This window comes from Streptomyces sp. NPDC006012 (genome assembly GCF_042871185.1).
GTDB lineage: Bacteria > Actinomycetota > Actinomycetes > Streptomycetales > Streptomycetaceae > Streptomyces.
Map to the genome: position 1 here is coordinate 65,548 of NZ_JBIAIE010000027.1, position 19,634 is coordinate 85,181.

Sequence of the window (19,634 nt, forward strand, 5' to 3'; positions counted from 1 at the left end):
TCAGGGCCGGCCGACGAGGGGTTCCGCGGGGTTGCGCAGCCCCTCTGCCGCATCCGTGACGCGGCGGATCAGTTCGACGAACAGGTCCTGTTCCGCCGCGGAGAGCGGGGCCAGGAAGACCTGGTTCATCCGGGCGGTGCGCACGGTCAGCTTGCGGTGGGTGCGCAGGCCGACATCGGTGAGCCGGAGCAGGTAGCGCCGGCCGTCCTGCGGGTCGCGCACCTTGACCAGCAGGCCGCGGCGGCCGAGCCGGCTGATCACCTCGGCGACGGTGGACCGGTCGAGGCCCACCCGCTCCCCCACGGTGCGCTGGTCCAGGCCGGGCTCGGCGAGGAGCGCGTTCAGCACCGCGAACTGCGGCGCGGTGATCTCCTCCGAGACCATCGCGTTCCACAGCAGGTAGTGCGCCTGCTGGAGTCGGCGGGCCAGGTGCCCGGGGTGGCTGGTGAGGTCTACCGTCATGCGTGCCCCCTGATCAAATTAGTCTGTGCACTGAACGATACCTGGCTGCCCGCCCGACGTGTGCCGACGTGACTCACATCATGCGAGGTCTTGAGGGTAAAGCTGCACGACGGCAGCGCGATGGACACCTCGCCAGATAGTCAGTACCCTGATTAATTCGCGGGAAGCCACCGCTGTGGGCGTTCGGAAGAGACGAGGCTTCACGGATGGACAAAGTGGTTGCCACGGCCCTGGAGGCGGTGGCTGACGTGCCGGACGGCGCTTCGCTGGCGGTGGGCGGCTTCGGACTGAGCGGTGTGCCGAACGTGCTGATCCAGGCGCTGCACGAGCGCGGCGTGTCCGGGCTGGCGGTGGTGTCGAACAACTGCGGCGCGATGGAGTCCGGGCTCGCGGTGCTGCTGGCGTCCGGACGGATCGCCCGGGCGACCGGTTCCTACATCGGAGCAAACAAGGAGTTCGCCCGGCAGTACCTGGCCGGGGAGCTGGAGGTCGAGCTGATACCGCAGGGCACGCTGGCGGAGCGGCTGCGGGCGGGCGGCGCCGGGATTCCCGCGTTCTACACGCCCGCCGAGGTGGGCACGCAGGTCGCCGAGGGCGGCCTGCCGTGGCGCTACGACGGCTCCGGCGCGGTCGCGGTGGCCTCGCCGCCCAAGGAGGTACGGGACTTCGACGGCGTGGAGTACGTGCTGGAGCGGGGTATCCGCACGGACTTCGCGCTGGTGCGGGCGGCGCGCGGCGACCGGCACGGGAACCTGGTGTTCAACAAGTCGAGCCGCAACTTCAACCCGCTGGCGGCGATGGCGGGCCGGGTGACGGTGGCCGAGGTGGAGGAACTGGTCGAACCGGGCACGATCGACCCGGACGCGGTGCACGTGCCCGGCATCTTCGTGCAGCGGGTGGTGGCGCTGACACCGGCCCAGGCGGCGGACAAGCGGATCGAACAGCGGACGGTGAGGTCCTGATGGCGTGGGAGCGCAAGGAGATGGCCGCCCGGGCGGCCCGGGAGCTTACGGACGGGCAGTACGTCAACCTCGGGATCGGGCTGCCGACGCTGATCCCGAACCATCTGCCGCCGGGGGTGGAGGTGGTGCTGGAATCGGAGAACGGCATCCTGGGCACCGGCCCCTATCCGGCCGAGGACGAGGTCGACCCGGATCTGATCAACGCGGGCAAGGAGACCGTGACGGTACTGCCGGGCGCGTCCTTCTTCGACTCGGCGCTGTCGTTCGCCATGATCCGCGGCGGGCACATCGACGTGGCGGTGCTGGGCGCGATGCAGGTCTCACAACGGGGTGACCTGGCGAACTGGTCGGTGCCCGGCAAGCTGGTCACGGGCATCGGCGGGGCCATGGACCTGGTGCACGGGGCTCGCAAGGTCATCGTGGTGATGACCCACACCACGAAGGACGGCGCCCCGAAGATCCTCCCGGAGTGCACGCTGCCGCTGACCGGCAAGCGTTGCGTGAACCGGATCGTCACCGACCTCGGCGTCCTCGACGTCACCGACGACGGACTGGTGCTCGTGGAGACCGCGCCCGGTGTCGCCGCCGCGGAGATCACCGCCAGGACCGGTGCCGAGGTGCACATCCCCGAGGAGGCCCGGCCGTGACGGACGTGTATGTCGTCGACGCCGTGCGCACCCCGGCGGGCGGGGTCGAGTCCATGACCCGCGCCCCCTGCGTCCTGCCCAAGAGCGACCGTCCGTTCCCGGCGGGGAACACGGAGCTGTACTCGACCGCCCTGGGCTGGCGCATGGTCAACCCGCGGATGAACCCCGAGTGGACCATCCCGCTCGGCGAGTCCGCCGAACTCATCGCGGACCAGTACGGGATCAGCCGCACGCAGCAGGACGAGTACGCGCTGGCCAGCCACCGGAAGGCGGCAGCGGCCCAGGAGGCGGGCCTGTTCGACGCGGAAATCGCGCCCGTGACCGTCGCGCGGCGCAAGGGCGACCCGTTCGTCGTCGCCGCCGACGAGTGCGTACGCCCGGACACCTCCCGCGCCACGATGGCCAAGCTCAAGCTGTCCTTCCGGACCGAGGCGGGGACGGTGACCGCGGGCAGGGCGTCACCGTTGAACGACGGCGCTGCAGCCCTGCTGCTGACCGACGAGGAGGGCCTGAAGGCCACCGGCCGCGAGCCGCTGGCCCGCGTCTCGGCGACCGGCGTCTGCGCCCTGCTTCTCAAGAACGGATACCGCCCCGCTTCGTCTTCGGGAAACCGTCCGGAACGCCAGGAAGCGACCTATGACTCTCAGTCAGCAGGACATCGACCAGGAGATCGCGGCGAAGCGCGCCGGGTACCAAAAGGGGCTCGCCGAGGGCGCCCCCGTGGAGCACCACCCGCGCCGCGACTACGCCCCCTACCGCTCCTCCGTACTGCGCCACCCCGAGCAGCCGCTCGTCCCCGTCGACGTACGGCAGGACCCGGAGCTGGTGGAGCTGCGCTCCCCCGCCTTCGGGGAACGCGACGTCACCGGGACCGACAACGACCTCACCCGGCAGCACACCGGCGAGCCGATCGGGGAGCGCATCACCGTCTCCGGCCGGCTCCTCGACCGTGCCGGCCGTCCGGTGCGCGGTCAGCTCGTCGAGATCTGGCAGGCCAACTCGGCGGGCCGCTACGCCCACCGGCGCGAGCAGCACGACGCGCCGCTCGACCCCAACTTCACCGGCGCCGGCCGCACCCTCACCGACGCTGAGGGCCACTACCGGTTCACGACCGTCCAGCCGGGTCCGTATCCCTGGCGCAACCACGTCAACGCGTGGCGCCCGGCGCACATCCACTTCTCGGTGTTCGGCGCGGCGTTCACCCAGCGGCTGGTGACGCAGATGTACTTCCCGAACGACCCGCTGTTCCCCTACGACCCGATCCTGCAGTCCGTGACCGACGACGCGGCCCGGCAGCGGCTGATCGCGACGTACGACCACAGCCTGTCGGTACCGGAGTTCTCCTTGGGCTACCGCTGGGACATCGTGCTCGACGGCCCGCACGCCACCTGGATCGAAGAAGGACGCTGACCTCATGACCAAGACCGACACGGACCGGTCCGAGGGCGTGCTGCCCACCCCCTCGCACACGGTCGGCCCCTTCTACGGCTACGCGCTGCCCTTCACCGGTGGCAACGACATCGCGCCGGTGGGCCACCCGGACACCATCACCCTCCGGGGGCACGTGTACGACGGCGCGGGCGACCCGCTGCCGGACGCGCTCGTGGAGCTGTGGGGCGCGGACCCGGACGGCCGGGTGCCGCGGGTCGACGGTTCGATCCGGCGCGACGCGTCGACCGGCGGCCATCTGGGCCGCAACGGCGTGGAGTTCACCGGGTGGGGGCGGATCCAGACCGACGCGGCCGGGCACTGGTACGCCCGTACGCTGCGGCCCGGCGCCCGCGGGCAGAGCGCCCCCTACCTGAGCGTGTGCGTCTTCGCACGCGGGCTGCTGGTGCACCTGTTCACCCGGATCTATCTGCCCGGAGACGACGCCGCGCTCGGCGCGGACCCGCTGCTTACCCGGATCGACCCGGCGCGGCGCGGCACGCTGATCGCCGCCGACGAGGGCCGGGGCACGTACCGGTTCGACATCCGTCTGCAGGGCGAGGCCGAGACGGTCTTCCTGGAGTACCGGTGACGCCCGGACCCGCCGGGCACGCCGCACCGCCGGCCGACGGCGACTGCGGCCTGCTCGCGCCCGGGTGGGCCGGCTCCGCCGCCGCGGCCGCGACGAGCGACACCGCGTATCTGCGGGCGCTGCTCGACGCGGAGGCCGCGCTGACCCGCGCCCAGGCAGCGCTGGGACTCGCGCCGGCCGAGGCCGCGCGCACGGTGACCGAGGCCGCCGGGGCCGCCCGCTTCGACGTCCGCTCGTTGGCCGACCGCGCCCGGGACGGCGGGAACGCGGTGATCCCGCTGGTCGCCGACCTGACCACGGCGGTCGGCGCGGAGTACGGGCCGTACGTCCACCGGGGCGCCACCAGCCAGGACATCATGGACACGGCGACGATGCTGGTCGCCGTGCGCACCCTGGATCCGGTGCTGGCCGACCTCGTACGGACGGAGCGGGCGCTGGCCCGGCTCGCCGCCGGCCACCGTGCCACGCCGATGCCGGGGCGCACGCTGACCCAGCACGCCGTGCCGACCACGTTCGGGCTGAAGACGGCGGGCTGGCGCTCGCTGGTGCTCGACGCCCGGGACCGCTGCGCCCGGGTCCGCGCCTCGCTGCCCGCGCAACTCGGCGGCGCGGCCGGAACCCTGGCCGCCTTCGGCGCGTACGGCGCGTCCGACGTGCTCGTCCTGCCCGCCGCGTACGCCCGTGAACTCGGGCTCGCCGAGCCGCCGCTGCCCTGGCACACCCTGCGCACCCCCATCGCCGACCTGGCCGGCTGCCTGGCCTTCACGGCGGGCGCGCTCGGCAAACTCGCCGCGGACGTGCTCACCCTCTCCCGTACGGAGATCGGCGAGGTCGGCGAAGGCAGCGGCGGCGGGTCATCAGCCATGCCGCACAAGGCGAACCCGGTACGGTCCGCGCTGCTCGCCGCGGCGGCCCGGCGTGCCCCGCAGCTCGCCGCGACGCTGTACGGGTCGCTCGTCGCCGAGGACGAGCGGCCCGCCGGTGCCTGGCACGCCGAGTGGGAGCCGCTGCGCGACCTGCTCCGGCTGGTGGGCGGCGCGGCCCGCGACGCGGCGGAACTGGCGGAAGGGCTGCGGGTGCACCCGGACGCGATGCGCCGCAACCTGGACCTGACCCAGGGGCTGATCGTCTCGGAGCGGTTGTCGGCCCAGCTGGCACCGGTGCTCGGCCGCGCCCGCGCCAAAGAACTGCTCACCGATCTCGCCCGTCGCGCCCACGCCGAGGGGCGCGGCCTCGCCGCACTCCTCGCCGAGCAGCCCGAGTTGCAGGACGTCGGCCTCGACGACCTCACCGATCCCGCCCGCTACACCGGCGCCGCCTCAGCCCTCACCGACCGTGCCCTGGAGCGACGTTGACCGGGAACCTCCTCAACCACCGTGCCGAAGGGCCCGTCTCGGCACCGCCGCTGCTGCTCGGACCCTCGCTCGGCACCTCGTACGCCCTGTGGGACGAGATCGCCCCCGAGCTGTCGATCACCCATCGGGTGGTCCGCTGGGACCTGCCGGGGCACGGCGGTTCGGCGGCGGACCTGATCGGGCCGGGGGCCACCGTGGGCGACCTGGCCGGTCTGGTGCTGGCGCTCGCCGACTCCCTCGGCATCGAACGGTTCGCCTGCGCGGGTGTGTCGCTCGGCGGCGCGGTGGGGCTGCACCTCGCCGTGCACCACCCCGAGCGGCTCAGCTCGCTGGCCGTGATCTGCTCCTCCGCCCACTTCAACGGCGCCGGTCCCTGGCGGGAGCGGGCCGCGCGGGTACGCCAGGAGGGCCTTGAGTGGCTGGCGGAGACCGCCGGCTCCCGCTGGTTCACGCCGGGCTTCACCGTGCCGCGGCTCGTCCGGGACCTCCGGGAGGCCGACCCCGGGGCCTACGCCGCCTGCTGCGACGCGCTGGCCGCGTTCGACCTGCGCGACCGGCTCGCCGAGATCCCCGTACGGATGCTGCTGGTCGCGGGCCGGGAGGACCCCGCCACCCCGCCGACCCACCTCCGGGAGATCGCGGACGCGGTGCCCGGCGCCGCGCTCGTCGAGATCCCCGGGGCCTCGCATCTGGCGCCCGCCCAGTGCCCGCGGGCCGTGCTGACGGCGCTGCGCACCCACCTGGGCGCGGGCGGAGGCGGCGGCCTGCCGGGCATGGCGGTGCGCCGGGAGGTGCTGGGCGACGCGCACGTCGACCGGGCGCAGGCCCGGCAGACTCCGTTCACGGCCCGCTTCCAGGACCTCGTCTCCCGGTACGCCTGGGGCGAGATCTGGACCGATCCGTCGCTCTCGCGCCGCGAACGCAGCATGATCACGCTGACCGCGCTGGTCGCACACGGCCGCTACGACGAGCTCGCGCTGCATGTGCGGGCGGCCCGGCGCAACGGGCTCACGCCCGAGGAGATCGGCGCGGTGCTGTTGCAGACGGCGGTGTACTGCGGTGTGCCTGCCGCCGACTCGGCGTTCGCCGTCGCGCAGCGGGTGCTTGCGGAGGAGGAAAACGAAAACGGGGCAGCGGGACCGGAGGGGGCAACGGGGGCGGCTGGGGCCAAGTGACGCCGGAGCCACCTAAGACCGGACGGCGGCCCCGGCCCGGTCAGCTCGGCCCGCTCACCGTCCGCAGGGCTTCCACGGCCCGTGCCGCCAGTCCGTCCGCGCCGCAGGACCGCGCCAGCGTCAGGCCCCGGTCGAGTTCGGCGGCCGAGCGGACCGCGATGCCGTATTCGACGCGGGCCGCCGCGTGCTCGTACTGGCAGGGCGAAGCCTCCAGATACGCCACGGCCTGGGCGGCGAGGCGCACCGCGCGCTGCCCGGTCTCCAGGGCCGCCGCACAGCGCAGGGCCTCGCCGATCGCCGTGTCGGTGCCGAACCGCTCGGCCTGCCTGCGGGCGTCGTCGGCCAACTGGCCGGCCCGGACCGGATCCGTCGCGGCGAGCGCCCTGGCCAGATCGACGGCCCAGGGCGCGAGCACCGGATTGTGGCCGCAGCGGGACGCGGCGGTCTTCTCCGCGGCCTCCAGTTCGTTGACACCCTCCTCGGTGCGGCCGACGGCGAGCAGCAGCCGCCCGCGCACGGAACGGGGGTCGGGCAGCACGATGGTCGACGGATACGGCGGTGCGAAACCGTACTGCTCGGCGACCTCCCACGCCTCCTCGACCCGGCCGCGGGCCAGCAGGGTGTCGACAAGTCCGCACGTCGCCGACCAGTACAGGGGCAGCCTGCGGCCGACCCGCTCGGCCAGCCGCACCGAGTCGCGCAGGACGGTCTCCGCGTCCTTCAGCCGGCCCTGCCTGCGGTAGGCGAGCCCGAGGAAGGCGTTCGCCAGGGAGAGGTGGCCGCCGCTCCAGCGTGCGGTCGTATAGGCGCGCAGTGCCTCGGCGAACAGGCTCTCGGCACGGTCGAGCCGGTCGGCGTAGGCGTACGAACTGCCCAGCATCATCAGCAGTTCCATGCCCCACTCGGTGTCCGTCCAGCCGAGGCCCGGCGCGAGCCGCCCGTTGACCAGGGCGCGGTCACACAGCTCGACGACCTCCTCGGCGCCCTCGCCGTGCGTCATCGCGTCGAATCCGCGCAGGATCAGCAGGGCCCGTTCGGAGTTGTCGCGGCCGGAGCAGGTCCGCGCGAGATCGGCGAGCCGCTGGGAGCGGCCCGCCGAGGCGGCCCCGCCGTGGATGCCTTCCCACATGAAGTGCACGGCCTGCAACCGCAGCCGCGCGGGTCCGGGTGGCAGCCGCGCCGCCTCGGCCTCCACGGTGCGCACGGCCTCTTCCAGCTGGTCGTTGTGCATGAGCGCCTGGGACAGCCGGAAGACGGCGTCGACCCGGGTGGCGCCGTCGAGTCCGGGCATGCCGAGGGCGCTCTGCAGATGGTCGATGGTGGTGGCGGGCGCCGTCAGCAGGGTGGCGCAGCCCAGTTCGTAGAGCACGCGCGCGTGGACCTCGGGCAGCGGCGGCTCCAGCAGGGCGCGTTCCAGACAGCGGCGGGCCGCGTCGGGCGCACCGACGGCGAGATGTTCGCGGGCGGCCTCGCGCAGCTGCTCGACGAGTTCCTCGTCGTCGTCCGGATGCACCTGGAGGAGATGCCGGGAGGCCGCGGCGACACCGCGCCCGGAGTCCGTGACGACCTGGGCCGCGATGCCGTGCATGGCGGTGCACAGCGCTTCGGGAATGGAGTTGTAGACGGCGGAGGCGATCAGCGGGTGGACGAACTCCAGGTCACCGGCGTCCGAGCGGGGCTGCGCCGGGTCCGGCTGGGTGAGGATGCGGGCGTTGTGCAGCAGTTGGGCGCAGCGCTCGGCCTTCTCGGCGCTCATGGTGGCGAGCTGGGCGGCGAGGTCCACGGTGATGCCGGTGCCGAGGACGGCGGCGGCCCAGGCGAACCGGGTGGCGTCGATGCCGAGGGCCTCCAGGCGGGTGACGAGTCCGCCGCCGCGGGCGGCCCGGTTGAGCGTGCGCAGTTCACCGGCGTGCGCCTCGACCGGGTCGAGTTCGCTGTCCTGGACCTTGGCGAGGAGTTCGACGGTCTCGTAGGGGTTGCCGCCGGTGACCGCCCAGACCTCGCGGCAGAACGGGGCGTCCGCGTGCGGGCCGAGGGTGGCGCGGGTCAGCCCGGCCGTGGCCTGCGGGGTCAGGGCGCTGAGGCTGCTGGCGGGGCAGCCCGCGGCGGCGGCGACCGCGTCGAGGTGGCGGGCGCTCTCGCCGCTCACCTCACCGGGTCTGCGGGCCACCACGACCAGCACGGAGAGGTCGGGCAGGCGCTGCGCGAAGGCGGCCAGCCAGCGCAGGGTCTCCTGGTCGGCCCAGTGGGCGTCGTCGATCAGCAGCACCAGCGGCCACTCCCGCTTGGCGAGCCTGCTGACCGCGGCGACGAGTCCGTCGCACACGCCCTGCGGGTCGGCATGCCGTTCCCCGGGGTCCGCTATGCCGAGGGCGGGCCCCGCGACGTCGTACCAGTCACCGAGGTATTCGCGGGCTTCCTCCGGCATCAGCGAGATCAGCGCCGGCTGCAGCAGTTGCCGCACCACGTTGAAGGGGACGGACCGCAGTGTCTCGCCGCCGCGGGTGGACCACACCGTGCAGCCGCGCCGCTCGGCGATCCGTCGGGTCTCGGCCAGCAGAGCGGTCTTGCCGAGCCCCGCCTCGCCGAGGAACACCAGCAGGTTGCCCGCGGAGGACCGGTCGGCGCACAGGGCGTCGAGCGCCTGCGTGACGGCAGCGATCTCCGCGTCGCGCTCCCACAGGGAAGCCGAGGCGGCCCCGCCGGGCCGTACCTCCGTCATCCCGTAACCTCCCCAAGTCGCCCGAACGACGTACGGACCCCGAGCGTAGCCGTCCGGCGGACCCCGTGGTGGCTGGTCCGGGCAGCTGTTGCCAGGTCGGGTGAACCGGGACGCGGCGGGACGACGGCAGCGGCCCGCGCCGGAGGTTTGCGCGGCGGGCTCGCGGTCAACAGCCCAGGTGTGAAGCAGACTTTCCGCAGGTGTGAGGCGGGCTCCGACCGGCCGGGTGTGCGGGCCGTGTGCGCGGGCTCGGTGGGCAACTTCATCGAGTGGTACGAGTTCGGCGTCTACGGCTATTTCGCCACCGTCATCGCCGCGCGGTTCTTCACGCCGGAGGGCGGCAGCGAGGCCGAGGCCCTGGTGCAGACGTACGCCTCCTTCGCGCTGGCGTTCTTCTTCCGGCCCGTCGGGGCGGCCGTGTTCGGGCGGCTCGGCGACCGGATCGGCCGACGGCCGGTGCTGATCCTGGCCGTCTCGCTGATGACGGGCGCGACGGCGCTGATCGGGCTGCTCCCCACGTACGCGACGGCCGGCGCGGCGGCGCCGTGGCTGCTGACGTTCCTGAGAGTGGTCCAGGGGCTCTCGGCGGGCGGCGAGTTCGGTGGCGCGGTGGCGCTGATGACGGAGTTCGCGCCACCGGGACGCCGGGGGCTGTACGGGGCGTGGCAGTCCTTCACGGTGGCGCTGGGGCTGCTGGGCGGGGCCGCGATCGCGGCGGTCACGGCCACCGTGCTGACGGAGACTCAGGTGCAGGCGTGGGGCTGGCGGTTGCCGTTCCTGCTGGCGGCGCCGCTCGGACTGCTGGCGTTGTGGCTGCGGTTGGGTCTGGAGGAGACGCCGTCCTTCCGGCGGGAGCGGGGGTCGGCGGCCGCGGTCGTGCGTCCGTCCGGACGCGAGGTGGCCCGGGCGATCGCACTGGGCGCGGGACGCGTCATGGGCTGGTCGGCGGCCGGCTACACCTTCCTGGTCGTACTGCCGTCGTATCTGCAGAGCACCCTCGACGCGAGCTTCCAGCAGGCGCTGATCGCCACGGTCCTCGCCAACCTCGGGTTCGCGGTGACGATCCTGCCGGCCGGGCTGCTCAGCGACCGGATCGGACGGCGGCCGGTGATGCTGGCCGGCGCGCTGCTGGTCGTGGTCCTCGCGCTGCCGCTGCTCGACCTGCTCCAGGACACCGGTGCCTCAAGTGTGCAGAAGGGCGCGGCGGTGTGCGGCGCGGGTGCCGTGGTGGGGCTGATGGCGGGGCCGGGTCCCGCGATGCTGGCGGAGATGTTCCCGACCACCGTCCGCCACACCGGCCTGGGTCTCGCGTACGCCCTGTCCAACGCCGTCTTCTCCGGTTGCGCGGGCCTCGTCATCACCAAGGCGGTGGAGCGCACCGGGAACGCGGACGTGCCCGCTTACTACGCCGCCGTGACCTGCGCGGTGAGCGTGCTCGCCCTGGCGACCGCACCGAGGGTGGGCAGGGCGGCGGAACGGGAGGCGGGATGAACCGGGATCCGTACGGGGTGTGCGGCCCGATGCGGGTGATCGGGCTGATGTCCGGGACGTCGTACGACGCCATCGACGCGGCGGCGGCCGAGCTGCGGCTCGTCGGGGACACGCTGGTGCTGCGGCCGCTCGGGATGGTCAGCGAGGCGTACGACGCGGAGCTGCGCGCGGCGCTCGCGGCGGCGCTGCCGCCCGGCGTGGTGCCGCTGGCCGAGGTGTGCCGGCTCGACACCCGGATCGGGCAGGCGTTCGCGGCGGCGGCCGTGCGGGTGGTTGCCGAACTGTGCGCCGGCCGGGCGGAGTTGGTCGCCTCGCACGGGCAGACCGTCTATCACTGGGTGACCGACGGAACCGTGCACGGGACCTTGCAGCTCGGGCAGCCCGCCTGGATCGCGGAGGCGACCGGGCTGCCCGTGGTGGCCGACTTCCGGCCGCGGGACATCGCCGCGGGCGGGCAGGGGGCGCCGTTGGTGAGCCTGGTGGACCTGCTGTGGCTGCGGGGCCGGCCGGGTACGCCGGTCGCGCTCAACCTCGGCGGGATCGCCAACCTCACGGCCCCCGACGGCACGGCCTTCGACACCGGCCCCGGCTGTGCGCTGATCGATGCCGCCGCCCGGGAATTCAGCGGCGGCCGGCTCGCGCACGACACCGACGGACGGCTCGCCGCACGCGGACAGGTCCACGAGGGGCTGCTGGGCAGGCTCCTGGACGAGCCGTACTACCGGCTGCCCGCGCCCAAGACCACCGGCAAGGAACTCTTCCATCCCGGGTATCTGCGCGCCGCACAGGCGGGGGCGGGGGCGGGACGGCTGCCGGCCGAGGACGTGATCGCGACGCTCACGGTGCTCACCGCCCGCACGGTCGCGGACGCGGTCCACGCGGTGGGCGCGACGGAGGTGCTCGCGTCGGGCGGGGGCACCCGCAATCCGGTGCTGATGGCGATGCTCGCGGACCGGCTGCCGGGCGTGGCGCTGCGCCGCTCCGACGAACTCGGGCTGCCTGCGGACGCGAAGGAGGCGTACGCGTTCGCCGTGCTGGGATTCCTCACCGCGCACGGCCTCCCGGGCACCGCCCCGTCGAGCACGGGCGCCCGGCATCCCAGCGTCCTCGGTTCGGTGACACCGGGCAGGGGCGGCCTGCGGCTGCCGCCGCCGGTGACGGGCGGCGGACCCGGCCGGCTGGTGATCGAGCACTGAGCGCTCCGCCGGAAGTGCCGCGGTGGTCCGTCGCTTGTCCGCGGCGCCGTCGCGGCCGGTCGCGCCCGGCGGGCCGACGGGCTGGCGGGCTGGCGGGCCGGCGGGCCGGCGGGCCGGCGGGCCGGCGGGCCGGCGGGCCGGCGGGCCGGCGGGCCGGCGGGCTGGCGGGCTGGCGGGCTGGCGGGCTGGCGGGGCGGCGTGTCCACCCGGGCCCCGCGCGGACCGGTCGCCCCGAACGGACGGCTCGTGACCTGTTTCCGGGTCTCGTGCCGAACCTGACCGGTCCCCTCTCATCCCCCTTTCACAGATGCCTCATACGGTAGGGGCATGACGCAGGTGACTCCTCCCGGGTGGTACCCCGATCCCGGGCAGACGAATGACGGTCCGCCCACCGAGCGCTGGTGGGACGGCAAGGCATGGACGGACCAGACCCGCCCCGCCGGTTCGGCCGCATGGGGTCCCCCGACACCGGCACAGCCCGCCGGACCCAACCCGCCCCAGCAGCCCGGCGAGCCCTACGGCTCCCAGCAGCCCGGCGAGCCCCATGGGCCCTACGGGCCGTATCCGCCGTATCCCGCCCAGCCGCCGGCCGCCCCCCGGCGCGGGCTGCGCACCGGGATCGCGGTCGGCGTGGCGGCGGCGGTGCTCGCGTGCATCGGGGTCGGTGTGTACGCGTTGTCAGACAGCGGATCCGGCGGCGGATCAGGCGGCGACCGGGCCGACGCCCCGCGGGAGTCGGGCGGGCCGGGCGGCCAGGGCGGCCAGGGCGGCTCCGAGGGGCAGAACGGCGGCCAGGGCGGTTCGGGCGGTGACTCGGGGGACGGCACGGGCGGCTCCGGCGGACAGTCGCCTGCGCCGGACAAGTCCGGGGCCCCCGAGGTCAAGGGCGGCGGTACGGTGTCGGACCCGCTCAACGGCATCAGCATGCCCGTGCCGGACGGCTGGACCGGGCGGACGTTCAGCGCCGGCGCGCAGCTGACCTCCGACCACTCCTACGAGTGCCCCGGCGACACCTCGCAGAAGTGCACCGCCGGCGGCGCCTACTCGGCACCGGCGCTGGCGCTCGGCACCAAGGGGCGCACGGCCGAGGAGGTCGCCAAGGCGGACATCGAGACCAACGCCGAGGAGTCGTACGGGGGCAAGACGTACGGCAGCATCACCTCGCACGAGGTGCTGGCCTCCAAGGCGGTCACCGTGGCCGGGCAGCAGGGTTACCTGGTCCGCTGGAAGGCCGTCACCAGCAAGGGAGCCGACGGCTACGTCGAATCGCTCGCCTTCCCCTCCCCCGCCAACGCCCGGCAGATGGTGGTGGTCCGCTTCGGCGTCGACGTCGGGGGGAACCTCTCGGTGATCGACGAGATCACCCAGCAAATCAAGGTGTCGTCGGGCGGCGGCGACGGACAGAACGTCTGATCCGGCCGCGGCCGGACCACCGGACGGAGCACCCGCGTGGACGATCGGGCGGGTGGGGTCCCTCTTCGCTCAAGAGGCGCCCCACCCGCCCTGGTGCGCCGCCCCCGTCCCCACGGTGCGGCGCGGACAGACCACCGTCCTGTCATCCCGTGGACGGTGGCCTGAGTCTCAGGTCAGACCGAGTGCGGGCAGCACCGCGGCCTCGACGAACCCGACGAGATACTCGGAGTCGGCGTACTGGCCGGTCAGCATGGGCCGGGTGCGCAGGACGCCGAACATCATGGCGGGCACGTAGTCCAGCGCCGGATTGTCCGCGCGCACCTCGCCGCGCTCGATCCCGCGCCGCAAAATCTTCTGGAGCACGGCGATCTCGGGATCGACGAGCGCCTCGCGCAGTACGCCCTTCAGCTCATGGTCGGTCATGATCGCATGGCCGAGCGCGTGCAGCAGCCGGGTGTCCTTGCCGGACCAGTCGCCCACGGCGCGCGCGGCCTCGCGCAGATCACCGGCGAGCGATCCGGTGTCGATGCCGCTGAAGCGTGCCTGGCCGCTGGCGCGCAGCGCCGCCGCCACGAACTGGGGTTTGGTCTTCCACTGCCGGTAGAGCGTGGACTTGCTGCACCGCGTGCTCGCGGCGACACCTTCCATGGTGACGGCCTCGTAGCCGCACTCCCGGATCTGTTCGAGCACGGCGTCGAAGAACTCCCGCTCACGCTCGGGCGTGATCTTGGAGCGGCGCGGGGCGGCGACCGTCTCCGGTCCGTCCGCGGCCTGCGACGTCATGTGCCCTTCCTCTCACTCGCGGCGGCCCGCCCGGGCCCACATGCGAGAAGCGAGTCCCCGTTCTCAGTGTGTCGCACATCAATCGATACGTGAGTGTACCGGAACCCGGCCGTATCGGTACACTGACGTATCGGTACGAAGTCGTATCGATGAGCTCCGGCAAGCGGTCCGGGGCTCAGCTCCACCACACGCACGACCGTCAGTGAAAGGGCCGGGGGATGAACGCCCGAACCGAGCCTGCGGAAAGAGAGCCGGACCGCATGGCCCGACCCCCGCTCCTCCGTGAGTTCCTGCTCGTCACAGGGCTCTTTCTCGTCTACAAGGCCGGCCGCATGCTGGCCGTGGGCCACACCGGTGACGCCCTCCACAACGCCCGCCGGATGTGGGGCCTGGAACGGACGCTGCACCTTCCCGACGAGGTCACCGTGCAGTCCGCACTGCTGCACGGCGACCTGCTCGTCCACCTGGCGAACACCTACTACGCGACGGTCCACTTCCCGGCCACGCTGGGCTTCCTGGCCTGGCTGTACCTGCGGCGCCCCGCCCACTACCGGTGGGCCCGCCGGGTCCTCGCCACGGTCACCGCGGCCGCCCTGGTGCTGCCGTTCACGTTTCCGCTCGCCCCGCCGCGGATGCTGACCGCCACCGGCATGGTGGACACCGCCCGGGTGTACGGGCCGTCGGTGTACGGCCCGCCGTCCAGCGACCACCTCTCCAACCAGTTCGCGGCGATGCCGTCGCTGCACTTCGCCTGGGCGCTGATGGTGGCGATCGGTCTGATCGCGGCGACGCGCTCGCACTGGCGCTGGCTGTGGCTGCTGCACCCCTCGGCCACCCTGCTCGTGATCGTCGGGACGGCTAACCACTACTGGCTGGACGCGGTCGCCGCCACGGCCATGCTCGGCCTCGCGCTCGCGGTGATCCACCGGTCGCACCACAGGGCCGGCCCGGCGAGCCGCGGCACGCGGCGGTTCACACCGGAGCAGCACGTCCTGGTGGGGGCGGGCCGATGAGCCCCGCCCTGGTCGCCGTCGCCCTCTCGCTGGTCTCGGCCGTCGCCTACGCGGCCGCCGCGGTCGCACAGGAGCGCCTGGCCGCCCGCAACTCCGGCACCGGCCTGCTGCGGCTGCTGGGCAAGGGCGCGTGGTGGACGTCCGTCGGACTGAACGGCGGGGCGGCGGCGCTGCACGTCGTGGCGCTCACGTACGGTCCGCTGACCGTCGTCCAGCCGCTCGGCGCGCTCACCCTGGTCGCCGCGGTGCCGATGGGCGCCCGGTTCGCGGGGCGGCGGGTCAGCGCGGTCGAGTGGCGGGGCACCGCCCTGACCCTGCTCGGTCTCGCGGCGCTGCTGGTCACCGCGTCCGGTCCGGCACCGGAGCGGGTGCTGACCCTGACCGAGGCGCTGGCGGTGGCCGGGACGACGGCCGCCCTGATCGGCGTGCTCGCCCGGCCCGGCACCCGGCCGGGACTGCGGCACGCGACGGCGTCCGGCTTCGCCTCGGGCGTGGCGTCGGCGCTCACCCAGACGGTGACGGTGGCCGCGACGGACCGCACCGGGCCCGCGCTGAGCCCGACGGTGATCGTGGTCGCGCTGCTGGTCGCGGCGTTCGCCAGTGGCGGGCTGCTGCTCTCCCAGACCGCCTACCGCGACGGCCTGGGCGCCCCGCTCGCCCTGGTGACCCTGACCAATCCGGTGGCGGCCTCGGTGCTCGGGCTCACCCTGCTCGGGCAGGGCCTCCAGGGCGGCGCCGAGGGCGTACTGCTGGCGCTCGCCGGGGCGGCTGCCGCTTCCTGGGGCGTGGTGCTGCTCACCCGGGTGCCGCGCCCCGCCCCCCGGCCCGCCGGGGCCGGCCCGACGGCGGCGATGCCCGCCCTGGAGTCACGCATCGCTCTCACAGCGCCGGCGCGCGTTCTGGAGCCGGGCATCGCTCCCGCAGCACCGGCCGACGCCCGGAAGCCACGCACCGCTCCCACAGAACCGAAACCTGCCCTGGAGCCACGCAGCGCCCTCGCCAGGCCGACGCCCGCTCTGGAGCCACGCGCTGCCCCCGGAACGCCGACGCCTGCCCTGAAGTCACGCATCTCGCCCGCCGAAGCAGCGCCTGCCCTGAAGCCGCACACCAACCCCGCCGCACCGGCGCAGGCGCCACGGCGGCCGGATCCGGGGCATCTCACTTCGCTTTGAACTTCGCTCTGGACTTCGCTCTGGCCGAGCCCGGGTCCTCGGGGGTACCGGGCCGGCCGGGGCGGCACGCACGCGGCGGCCGACGGGCGCGGAGGGATGCCGCGTCCACCGGCCGCCGTCGGCGTCGCGCCGGGTGACCGCCCGCCGGGCCCGCCGGCCGGCGGGTCGGGCCGGGGCGGGCCTCAGACCGTGGCGATCGCCGGGTCGCTGACCCCCGCCTGCCCGTTCTCGACGTGTCCGGCGAATCCGCGCACGAAGCCGGGGTCGGCCTCCGACGTCACGGTCAGGTCGTACCAGCGCCGGCTCATGGCGAGGTCCACGGTGTGCCGGACGGTGGCACCGGCGCGCACCGGCACCGTCACCGGCTTGCCGCCGTACCCGTCGACGATCTTCAGCCGTACCGTGCCGGAGCCCTTGTTGGTGAAGGTGAGCTGGACGTTCTCGCCGGAGTGCCGCGCGGTGACCTCCGGTCCGGCCGTCTTGCCGGGGCCCTTGAAGACGCGCAGGAAGCCGTTCGGGCCGTGCACGGTCAGGTCGTACGAGCCCTTCGAGTACGCCGAGTTCCAGGTGTCGGCGACGGACTTGCCCGCCTCGGTGGTGTAGGTCCAGGGTCCGTCGGTGCGGCTGCCCGAGGTGATGAGGAAGGCGGCGCCGGTCTGTGCGCCGGAGGCGAAGGTGAGCGTGAACGTGCCGGCCGCCGGGTCGGCCGAACCGTCCACCAGCGGGGCGTAGCCGAGCGGGCGGGTGGGCCGCCCGCCGCGCTCCTGCCGGGGCAGGGCGGGGTTGGCGGGCGGGGTCGGCACGTAGTCGGGGTGCCGGTCCTTGTCGGGCGGCTGGTAGCCGTCGGTGGCCGGGAGCGTGACCGGCTCGGTGTCCTTGCGGGAGAAGTCGAACGCGGCGGTCAGGTCACCGCAGACCGCGCGCCGCCACGGCGAGATGTTCGGCTCGTGCACGCCGAAGCGGCGCTCCATGAACCGGATGATCGAGGTGTGGTCGAGCGTCTCGGAGCAGACGAAACCGCCCTTGCTCCACGGGGAGACGACCAGCATCGGCACCCGCTGGCCCAGCCCGTAGGCGCCGTCGGAGTAGCCGGCGCGACCCTTGAGCAGGTCCAGGCCGGCGTCGACCGTCGACTTGCCCTGCGCGGCGGAGGACGGCGGGAACGGCGGGACCAGGTGGTCGAAGAAACCGTCGTTCTCGTCGTAGGTGACGAACAGGGCGGTCTTCGACCACACCTCGGGGTTCGCGGTGAGCGCGTCAAGGACCTGGGAGACGTACCAGGCACCGTAGTTCGCGGGCCAGTTGGGGTGCTCGGTGAACGCCTCGGGGGCGACGATCCAGGAGACCTGCGGCAGCCTGCCGCCCTTGACGTCGGCCTTCAGCCGGTCGAAGAAGCCCTCGCCGGTGCGGGCGTCGGTGCCGGTACGGGCCTTGTCGTACAGCGGGTCGCCGGGCTTCGCGTTCTGGTACTGCTTGAAGTAGAGGAGCGAGTTGTCGCCGTAGTTGCCGCGGTAGGCGTCCGGTATCCAGCCCCAGGAGCCGCCCGCGTCGAGGCCGTTGCCGACGTCCTGGTAGATCTTCCAGGAGACGCCCGCCTGCTCCAGCCGCTCGGGGTACGTCGTCCAGGAGTAGCCCGCCTCGTCGTTGCCGAGGACGGGGCCGCCGCCCTGGCCGTCGTTACCCGTGTACCCCGTCCACATGTAGTAGCGGTTCGGGTCGGTCGAGCCCATGAACGAGCAGTGGTAGGCGTCGCAGACGGTGAAGGCGTCCGCGAGCGCGTAGTGGAAGGGGATGTCGTCCCGGGTCAGGTACGCCATGGTCGTGGCGCCCTTGGCGGGGACCCACTTGTCGTACTTGCCGCCGTCGAAGGCGGCGTGCGTGTCGTTCCAGCCGTGCGGCAGGTCCTGGATGAAGGCGAGTCCCAGGTCGTCGGCGTCGGGGTGGAAGGGCAGCAGGTCCTTCTTGCCGTCCGACTGGTACCAGACCGGCTTGCCGTCGGGTCGTGCCACCGGGCGCGGATCGCCGAAGCCGCGGACGCCCCTGAGCGTGCCGAAGTAGTGGTCGAAGGACCGGTTCTCCTGCATGAGGACGACGATGTGCTCCACGTCCTCGACCGAGCCCGTGCGGTGGTTCGCGGGCAGCGCGGCAGCACGCTCGATGCTGCCGGACAGGGCGGTGAAGGCCGTGGTGGCGCCGGCGAGTTGGAGGAATCGGCGCCGATTGACTTCGGGCATGGAGAGACAGCCTTTCATCCTGAGGTACGGACGGCCGGAACGTGACGGCATATGCGCCCAGCGAGTGTTCCAAGCGCACCGAACCTGAGGGAAGGGTCCGGTGGCGTCCATGTGAAAGATGTCCGTACGCGGGGTGGGCCGGACGTCCGTCGTCCGGCGGGACGACGGCGGGCATTCGCCAATCGCGTCGGGACGCCGTGCCGCGCCGCCCGGGACGGTACGACAGGTCGGCCGGACCCCGTACACCGGCGGTGTCGTGCGGCGATGGCGGCCGGGGCGTCATGTGACGACCCACTCACATCTTCTTCACAAGACGCACACTTTCAGCCGACCGGCGTTCCCGGGGCACCGAACGGGGCAGACGCGGCGGGCGTCGTCTGCCTAGCCTCCCGGGCCATGCGATCCACACTGCTGAGGCGCCTCGGCCTCACCGCCGTCCTCGCCCTCGCCCTCGCCCTGTTCGGCCTGACACCCGCCGCGAGCGCCGCCCCGGCCGCCAAGGCCGACCTCGCCTTCACCACCGACACCGCCACCACGACACCCGGCGGCAAGGTGAACCTGTCGATGACCATCACCAACAACCACACCTACGACATCTGGTTCGTGTACCAGACCATCGACCCGACGTGGCTGACGACCCAGCGCCCCGACCTCAAGTACAGCTTCACCGGCTGCAGTCTGGCCACCGCCGACGGCGCCGTCCCGTGTTCCGGCACCGGGCCCGCCAACCTCGGCACCAACTACGGCGCCACCATCCCGCCCGGTCAGAGCCGGACCGTCACCCTGACCCTGGAGGTCGCGGCCGACTCCGGCTGCAACGGCAACATCGGCTTCTACTCGTACTCCTACATCGAGTTCAGCGACAGCACGAACCTCAGCGGCGGGCCGACCTACACGCCCGAGACCCGGGTGCTCTGCGTCTGACGGTCCGTCACCCGGCGGCCGGCCCCCGCGGGCCGGCCGCTCTCGCGTCCCGGGGGCACGGGGTG

The 19,634-nt window shown here is 73.5% G+C and carries 16 protein-coding genes and 1 pseudogene; 13 read left to right on the forward strand and 4 right to left on the reverse strand.

The window, feature by feature from the left end; all coding sequences use genetic code 11:
- Complete coding sequence (locus tag ACFYPJ_RS32300; RefSeq protein WP_389024878.1) at nucleotides 1-462, reverse strand: MarR family winged helix-turn-helix transcriptional regulator; 462 nt, start codon at nucleotides 460-462, stop codon at nucleotides 1-3.
- Between the two features lie 206 nt (nucleotides 463-668).
- Here ACFYPJ_RS32300 and ACFYPJ_RS32305 point away from each other — a divergent pair, with 206 nt between their 5' ends.
- The 7 genes and pseudogenes from ACFYPJ_RS32305 to pcaD all read left to right on the forward strand — a co-directional run bounded on the left by ACFYPJ_RS32305 (nucleotide 669) and on the right by pcaD (nucleotide 6,621).
- The gene (locus tag ACFYPJ_RS32305) at nucleotides 669-1,424 is read left to right on the forward strand and encodes a CoA transferase subunit A (RefSeq protein WP_389024880.1); all 756 of its coding nucleotides are present in this window, start codon (nucleotides 669-671) and stop codon (nucleotides 1,422-1,424) included.
- Nucleotides 1,424-2,071, forward strand: a complete 648-nt coding sequence (locus ACFYPJ_RS32310; protein ID WP_389024882.1) for a CoA transferase subunit B — start codon at nucleotides 1,424-1,426, stop codon at nucleotides 2,069-2,071. The genes ACFYPJ_RS32305 and ACFYPJ_RS32310 overlap by 1 nt, the downstream gene beginning before the upstream one ends.
- A 26-nt stretch (nucleotides 2,072-2,097) precedes the next feature.
- Nucleotides 2,098-2,640, forward strand: a pseudogene (locus ACFYPJ_RS32315) (3-oxoadipyl-CoA thiolase); the annotation flags it as partial.
- A gap of 67 nt (nucleotides 2,641-2,707) precedes the next feature.
- The gene (pcaH, locus tag ACFYPJ_RS32320; RefSeq protein ID WP_389024884.1) at nucleotides 2,708-3,481 is read left to right on the forward strand and encodes a protocatechuate 3,4-dioxygenase subunit beta; all 774 of its coding nucleotides are present in this window, start codon (nucleotides 2,708-2,710) and stop codon (nucleotides 3,479-3,481) included.
- A 4-nt stretch (nucleotides 3,482-3,485) separates the two neighbouring features.
- On the forward strand, nucleotides 3,486-4,091 hold the full coding sequence (gene pcaG / locus ACFYPJ_RS32325; protein WP_389024886.1) for a protocatechuate 3,4-dioxygenase subunit alpha: 606 nt from the start codon (nucleotides 3,486-3,488) through the stop codon (nucleotides 4,089-4,091).
- Nucleotides 4,088-5,446, forward strand: coding sequence for a 3-carboxy-cis,cis-muconate cycloisomerase (gene pcaB / locus ACFYPJ_RS32330; RefSeq protein ID WP_389024888.1), 1,359 nt, complete (start codon nucleotides 4,088-4,090; stop codon nucleotides 5,444-5,446). The genes pcaG and pcaB overlap by 4 nt, the downstream gene beginning before the upstream one ends.
- A complete protein-coding gene (gene pcaD / locus ACFYPJ_RS32335) occupies nucleotides 5,443-6,621 on the forward strand; it encodes a 3-oxoadipate enol-lactonase (protein WP_389024890.1) in 1,179 nt (392 codons plus the stop codon). Before pcaB ends, pcaD begins: the two co-directional genes overlap by 4 nt.
- A gap of 40 nt (nucleotides 6,622-6,661) precedes the next feature.
- Here the strand turns inward: pcaD and ACFYPJ_RS32340 are convergent, their stop codons facing one another.
- A complete protein-coding gene (locus tag ACFYPJ_RS32340; protein WP_389024892.1) occupies nucleotides 6,662-9,343 on the reverse strand; it encodes an ATP-binding protein in 2,682 nt (893 codons plus the stop codon).
- Between the two features lie 180 nt (nucleotides 9,344-9,523).
- Here ACFYPJ_RS32340 and ACFYPJ_RS32345 point away from each other — a divergent pair, with 180 nt between their 5' ends.
- The 3 genes from ACFYPJ_RS32345 (at nucleotide 9,524) to ACFYPJ_RS32355 (ending at nucleotide 13,443) form a co-directional block, all read left to right on the forward strand.
- Nucleotides 9,524-10,834 carry an MFS transporter gene (locus ACFYPJ_RS32345; RefSeq protein ID WP_389024894.1) on the forward strand — a complete coding sequence of 437 codons (1,311 nt, stop codon included), beginning with the start codon at nucleotides 9,524-9,526 and terminating at the stop codon, nucleotides 10,832-10,834.
- Between the two features lie 29 nt (nucleotides 10,835-10,863).
- On the forward strand, nucleotides 10,864-12,030 hold the full coding sequence (locus ACFYPJ_RS32350) for an anhydro-N-acetylmuramic acid kinase (RefSeq protein WP_389024951.1): 1,167 nt from the start codon (nucleotides 10,864-10,866) through the stop codon (nucleotides 12,028-12,030).
- A 327-nt stretch (nucleotides 12,031-12,357) separates the two neighbouring features.
- On the forward strand, nucleotides 12,358-13,443 hold the full coding sequence (locus tag ACFYPJ_RS32355) for a DUF2510 domain-containing protein (RefSeq protein WP_389024896.1): 1,086 nt from the start codon (nucleotides 12,358-12,360) through the stop codon (nucleotides 13,441-13,443).
- A 168-nt stretch (nucleotides 13,444-13,611) separates the two neighbouring features.
- Here the strand turns inward: ACFYPJ_RS32355 and ACFYPJ_RS32360 are convergent, their stop codons facing one another.
- Nucleotides 13,612-14,226, reverse strand: a complete 615-nt coding sequence (locus tag ACFYPJ_RS32360; protein ID WP_389024898.1) for a TetR/AcrR family transcriptional regulator — start codon at nucleotides 14,224-14,226, stop codon at nucleotides 13,612-13,614.
- Nucleotides 14,227-14,444: 218 nt separating this feature from the next.
- Here ACFYPJ_RS32360 and ACFYPJ_RS32365 point away from each other — a divergent pair, with 218 nt between their 5' ends.
- Together ACFYPJ_RS32365 and ACFYPJ_RS32370 are read left to right on the forward strand one after the other, a co-directional pair.
- On the forward strand, nucleotides 14,445-15,239 hold the full coding sequence (locus tag ACFYPJ_RS32365) for a phosphatase PAP2 family protein (protein WP_389024900.1): 795 nt from the start codon (nucleotides 14,445-14,447) through the stop codon (nucleotides 15,237-15,239).
- Complete coding sequence (locus tag ACFYPJ_RS32370; protein WP_389024902.1) at nucleotides 15,236-16,411, forward strand: hypothetical protein; 1,176 nt, start codon at nucleotides 15,236-15,238, stop codon at nucleotides 16,409-16,411. The genes ACFYPJ_RS32365 and ACFYPJ_RS32370 overlap by 4 nt, the downstream gene beginning before the upstream one ends.
- A gap of 182 nt (nucleotides 16,412-16,593) precedes the next feature.
- Here ACFYPJ_RS32370 and ACFYPJ_RS32375 read toward each other — a convergent pair whose 3' ends face one another.
- Complete coding sequence (locus tag ACFYPJ_RS32375) at nucleotides 16,594-18,645, reverse strand: phosphocholine-specific phospholipase C (protein ID WP_389024904.1); 2,052 nt, start codon at nucleotides 18,643-18,645, stop codon at nucleotides 16,594-16,596.
- A gap of 396 nt (nucleotides 18,646-19,041) precedes the next feature.
- Between ACFYPJ_RS32375 and ACFYPJ_RS32380 the strand changes: the two genes are divergently transcribed.
- Entirely contained in the window at nucleotides 19,042-19,569 is a 528-nt protein-coding gene (locus ACFYPJ_RS32380; RefSeq protein ID WP_389024906.1) for a hypothetical protein, read from the forward strand.
- Nucleotides 19,570-19,634: the final 65 nt, after the last annotated feature.

Coding starts and splice junctions, on each gene's coding strand:
- ACFYPJ_RS32300 (WP_389024878.1), bottom strand. CDS start 462: ATGACGGTAGACCTCACCAGCCACCCCGGGCACCTGGCCCGCCGACTC.
- ACFYPJ_RS32375 (WP_389024904.1), bottom strand. CDS start 18,645: ATGCCCGAAGTCAATCGGCGCCGATTCCTCCAACTCGCCGGCGCCACC.
- ACFYPJ_RS32355 (WP_389024896.1), top strand. CDS start 12,358: ATGACGCAGGTGACTCCTCCCGGGTGGTACCCCGATCCCGGGCAGACG.
- ACFYPJ_RS32370 (WP_389024902.1), top strand. CDS start 15,236: ATGAGCCCCGCCCTGGTCGCCGTCGCCCTCTCGCTGGTCTCGGCCGTC.
- ACFYPJ_RS32305 (WP_389024880.1), top strand. CDS start 669: ATGGACAAAGTGGTTGCCACGGCCCTGGAGGCGGTGGCTGACGTGCCG.
- pcaG (WP_389024886.1), top strand. CDS start 3,486: ATGACCAAGACCGACACGGACCGGTCCGAGGGCGTGCTGCCCACCCCC.
- ACFYPJ_RS32360 (WP_389024898.1), bottom strand. CDS start 14,226: ATGACGTCGCAGGCCGCGGACGGACCGGAGACGGTCGCCGCCCCGCGC.
- ACFYPJ_RS32380 (WP_389024906.1), top strand. CDS start 19,042: ATGCGATCCACACTGCTGAGGCGCCTCGGCCTCACCGCCGTCCTCGCC.
- pcaH (WP_389024884.1), top strand. CDS start 2,708: ATGACTCTCAGTCAGCAGGACATCGACCAGGAGATCGCGGCGAAGCGC.
- ACFYPJ_RS32310 (WP_389024882.1), top strand. CDS start 1,424: ATGGCGTGGGAGCGCAAGGAGATGGCCGCCCGGGCGGCCCGGGAGCTT.
- ACFYPJ_RS32365 (WP_389024900.1), top strand. CDS start 14,445: ATGAACGCCCGAACCGAGCCTGCGGAAAGAGAGCCGGACCGCATGGCC.
- ACFYPJ_RS32340 (WP_389024892.1), bottom strand. CDS start 9,343: ATGACGGAGGTACGGCCCGGCGGGGCCGCCTCGGCTTCCCTGTGGGAG.
- ACFYPJ_RS32350 (WP_389024951.1), top strand. CDS start 10,864: ATGCGGGTGATCGGGCTGATGTCCGGGACGTCGTACGACGCCATCGAC.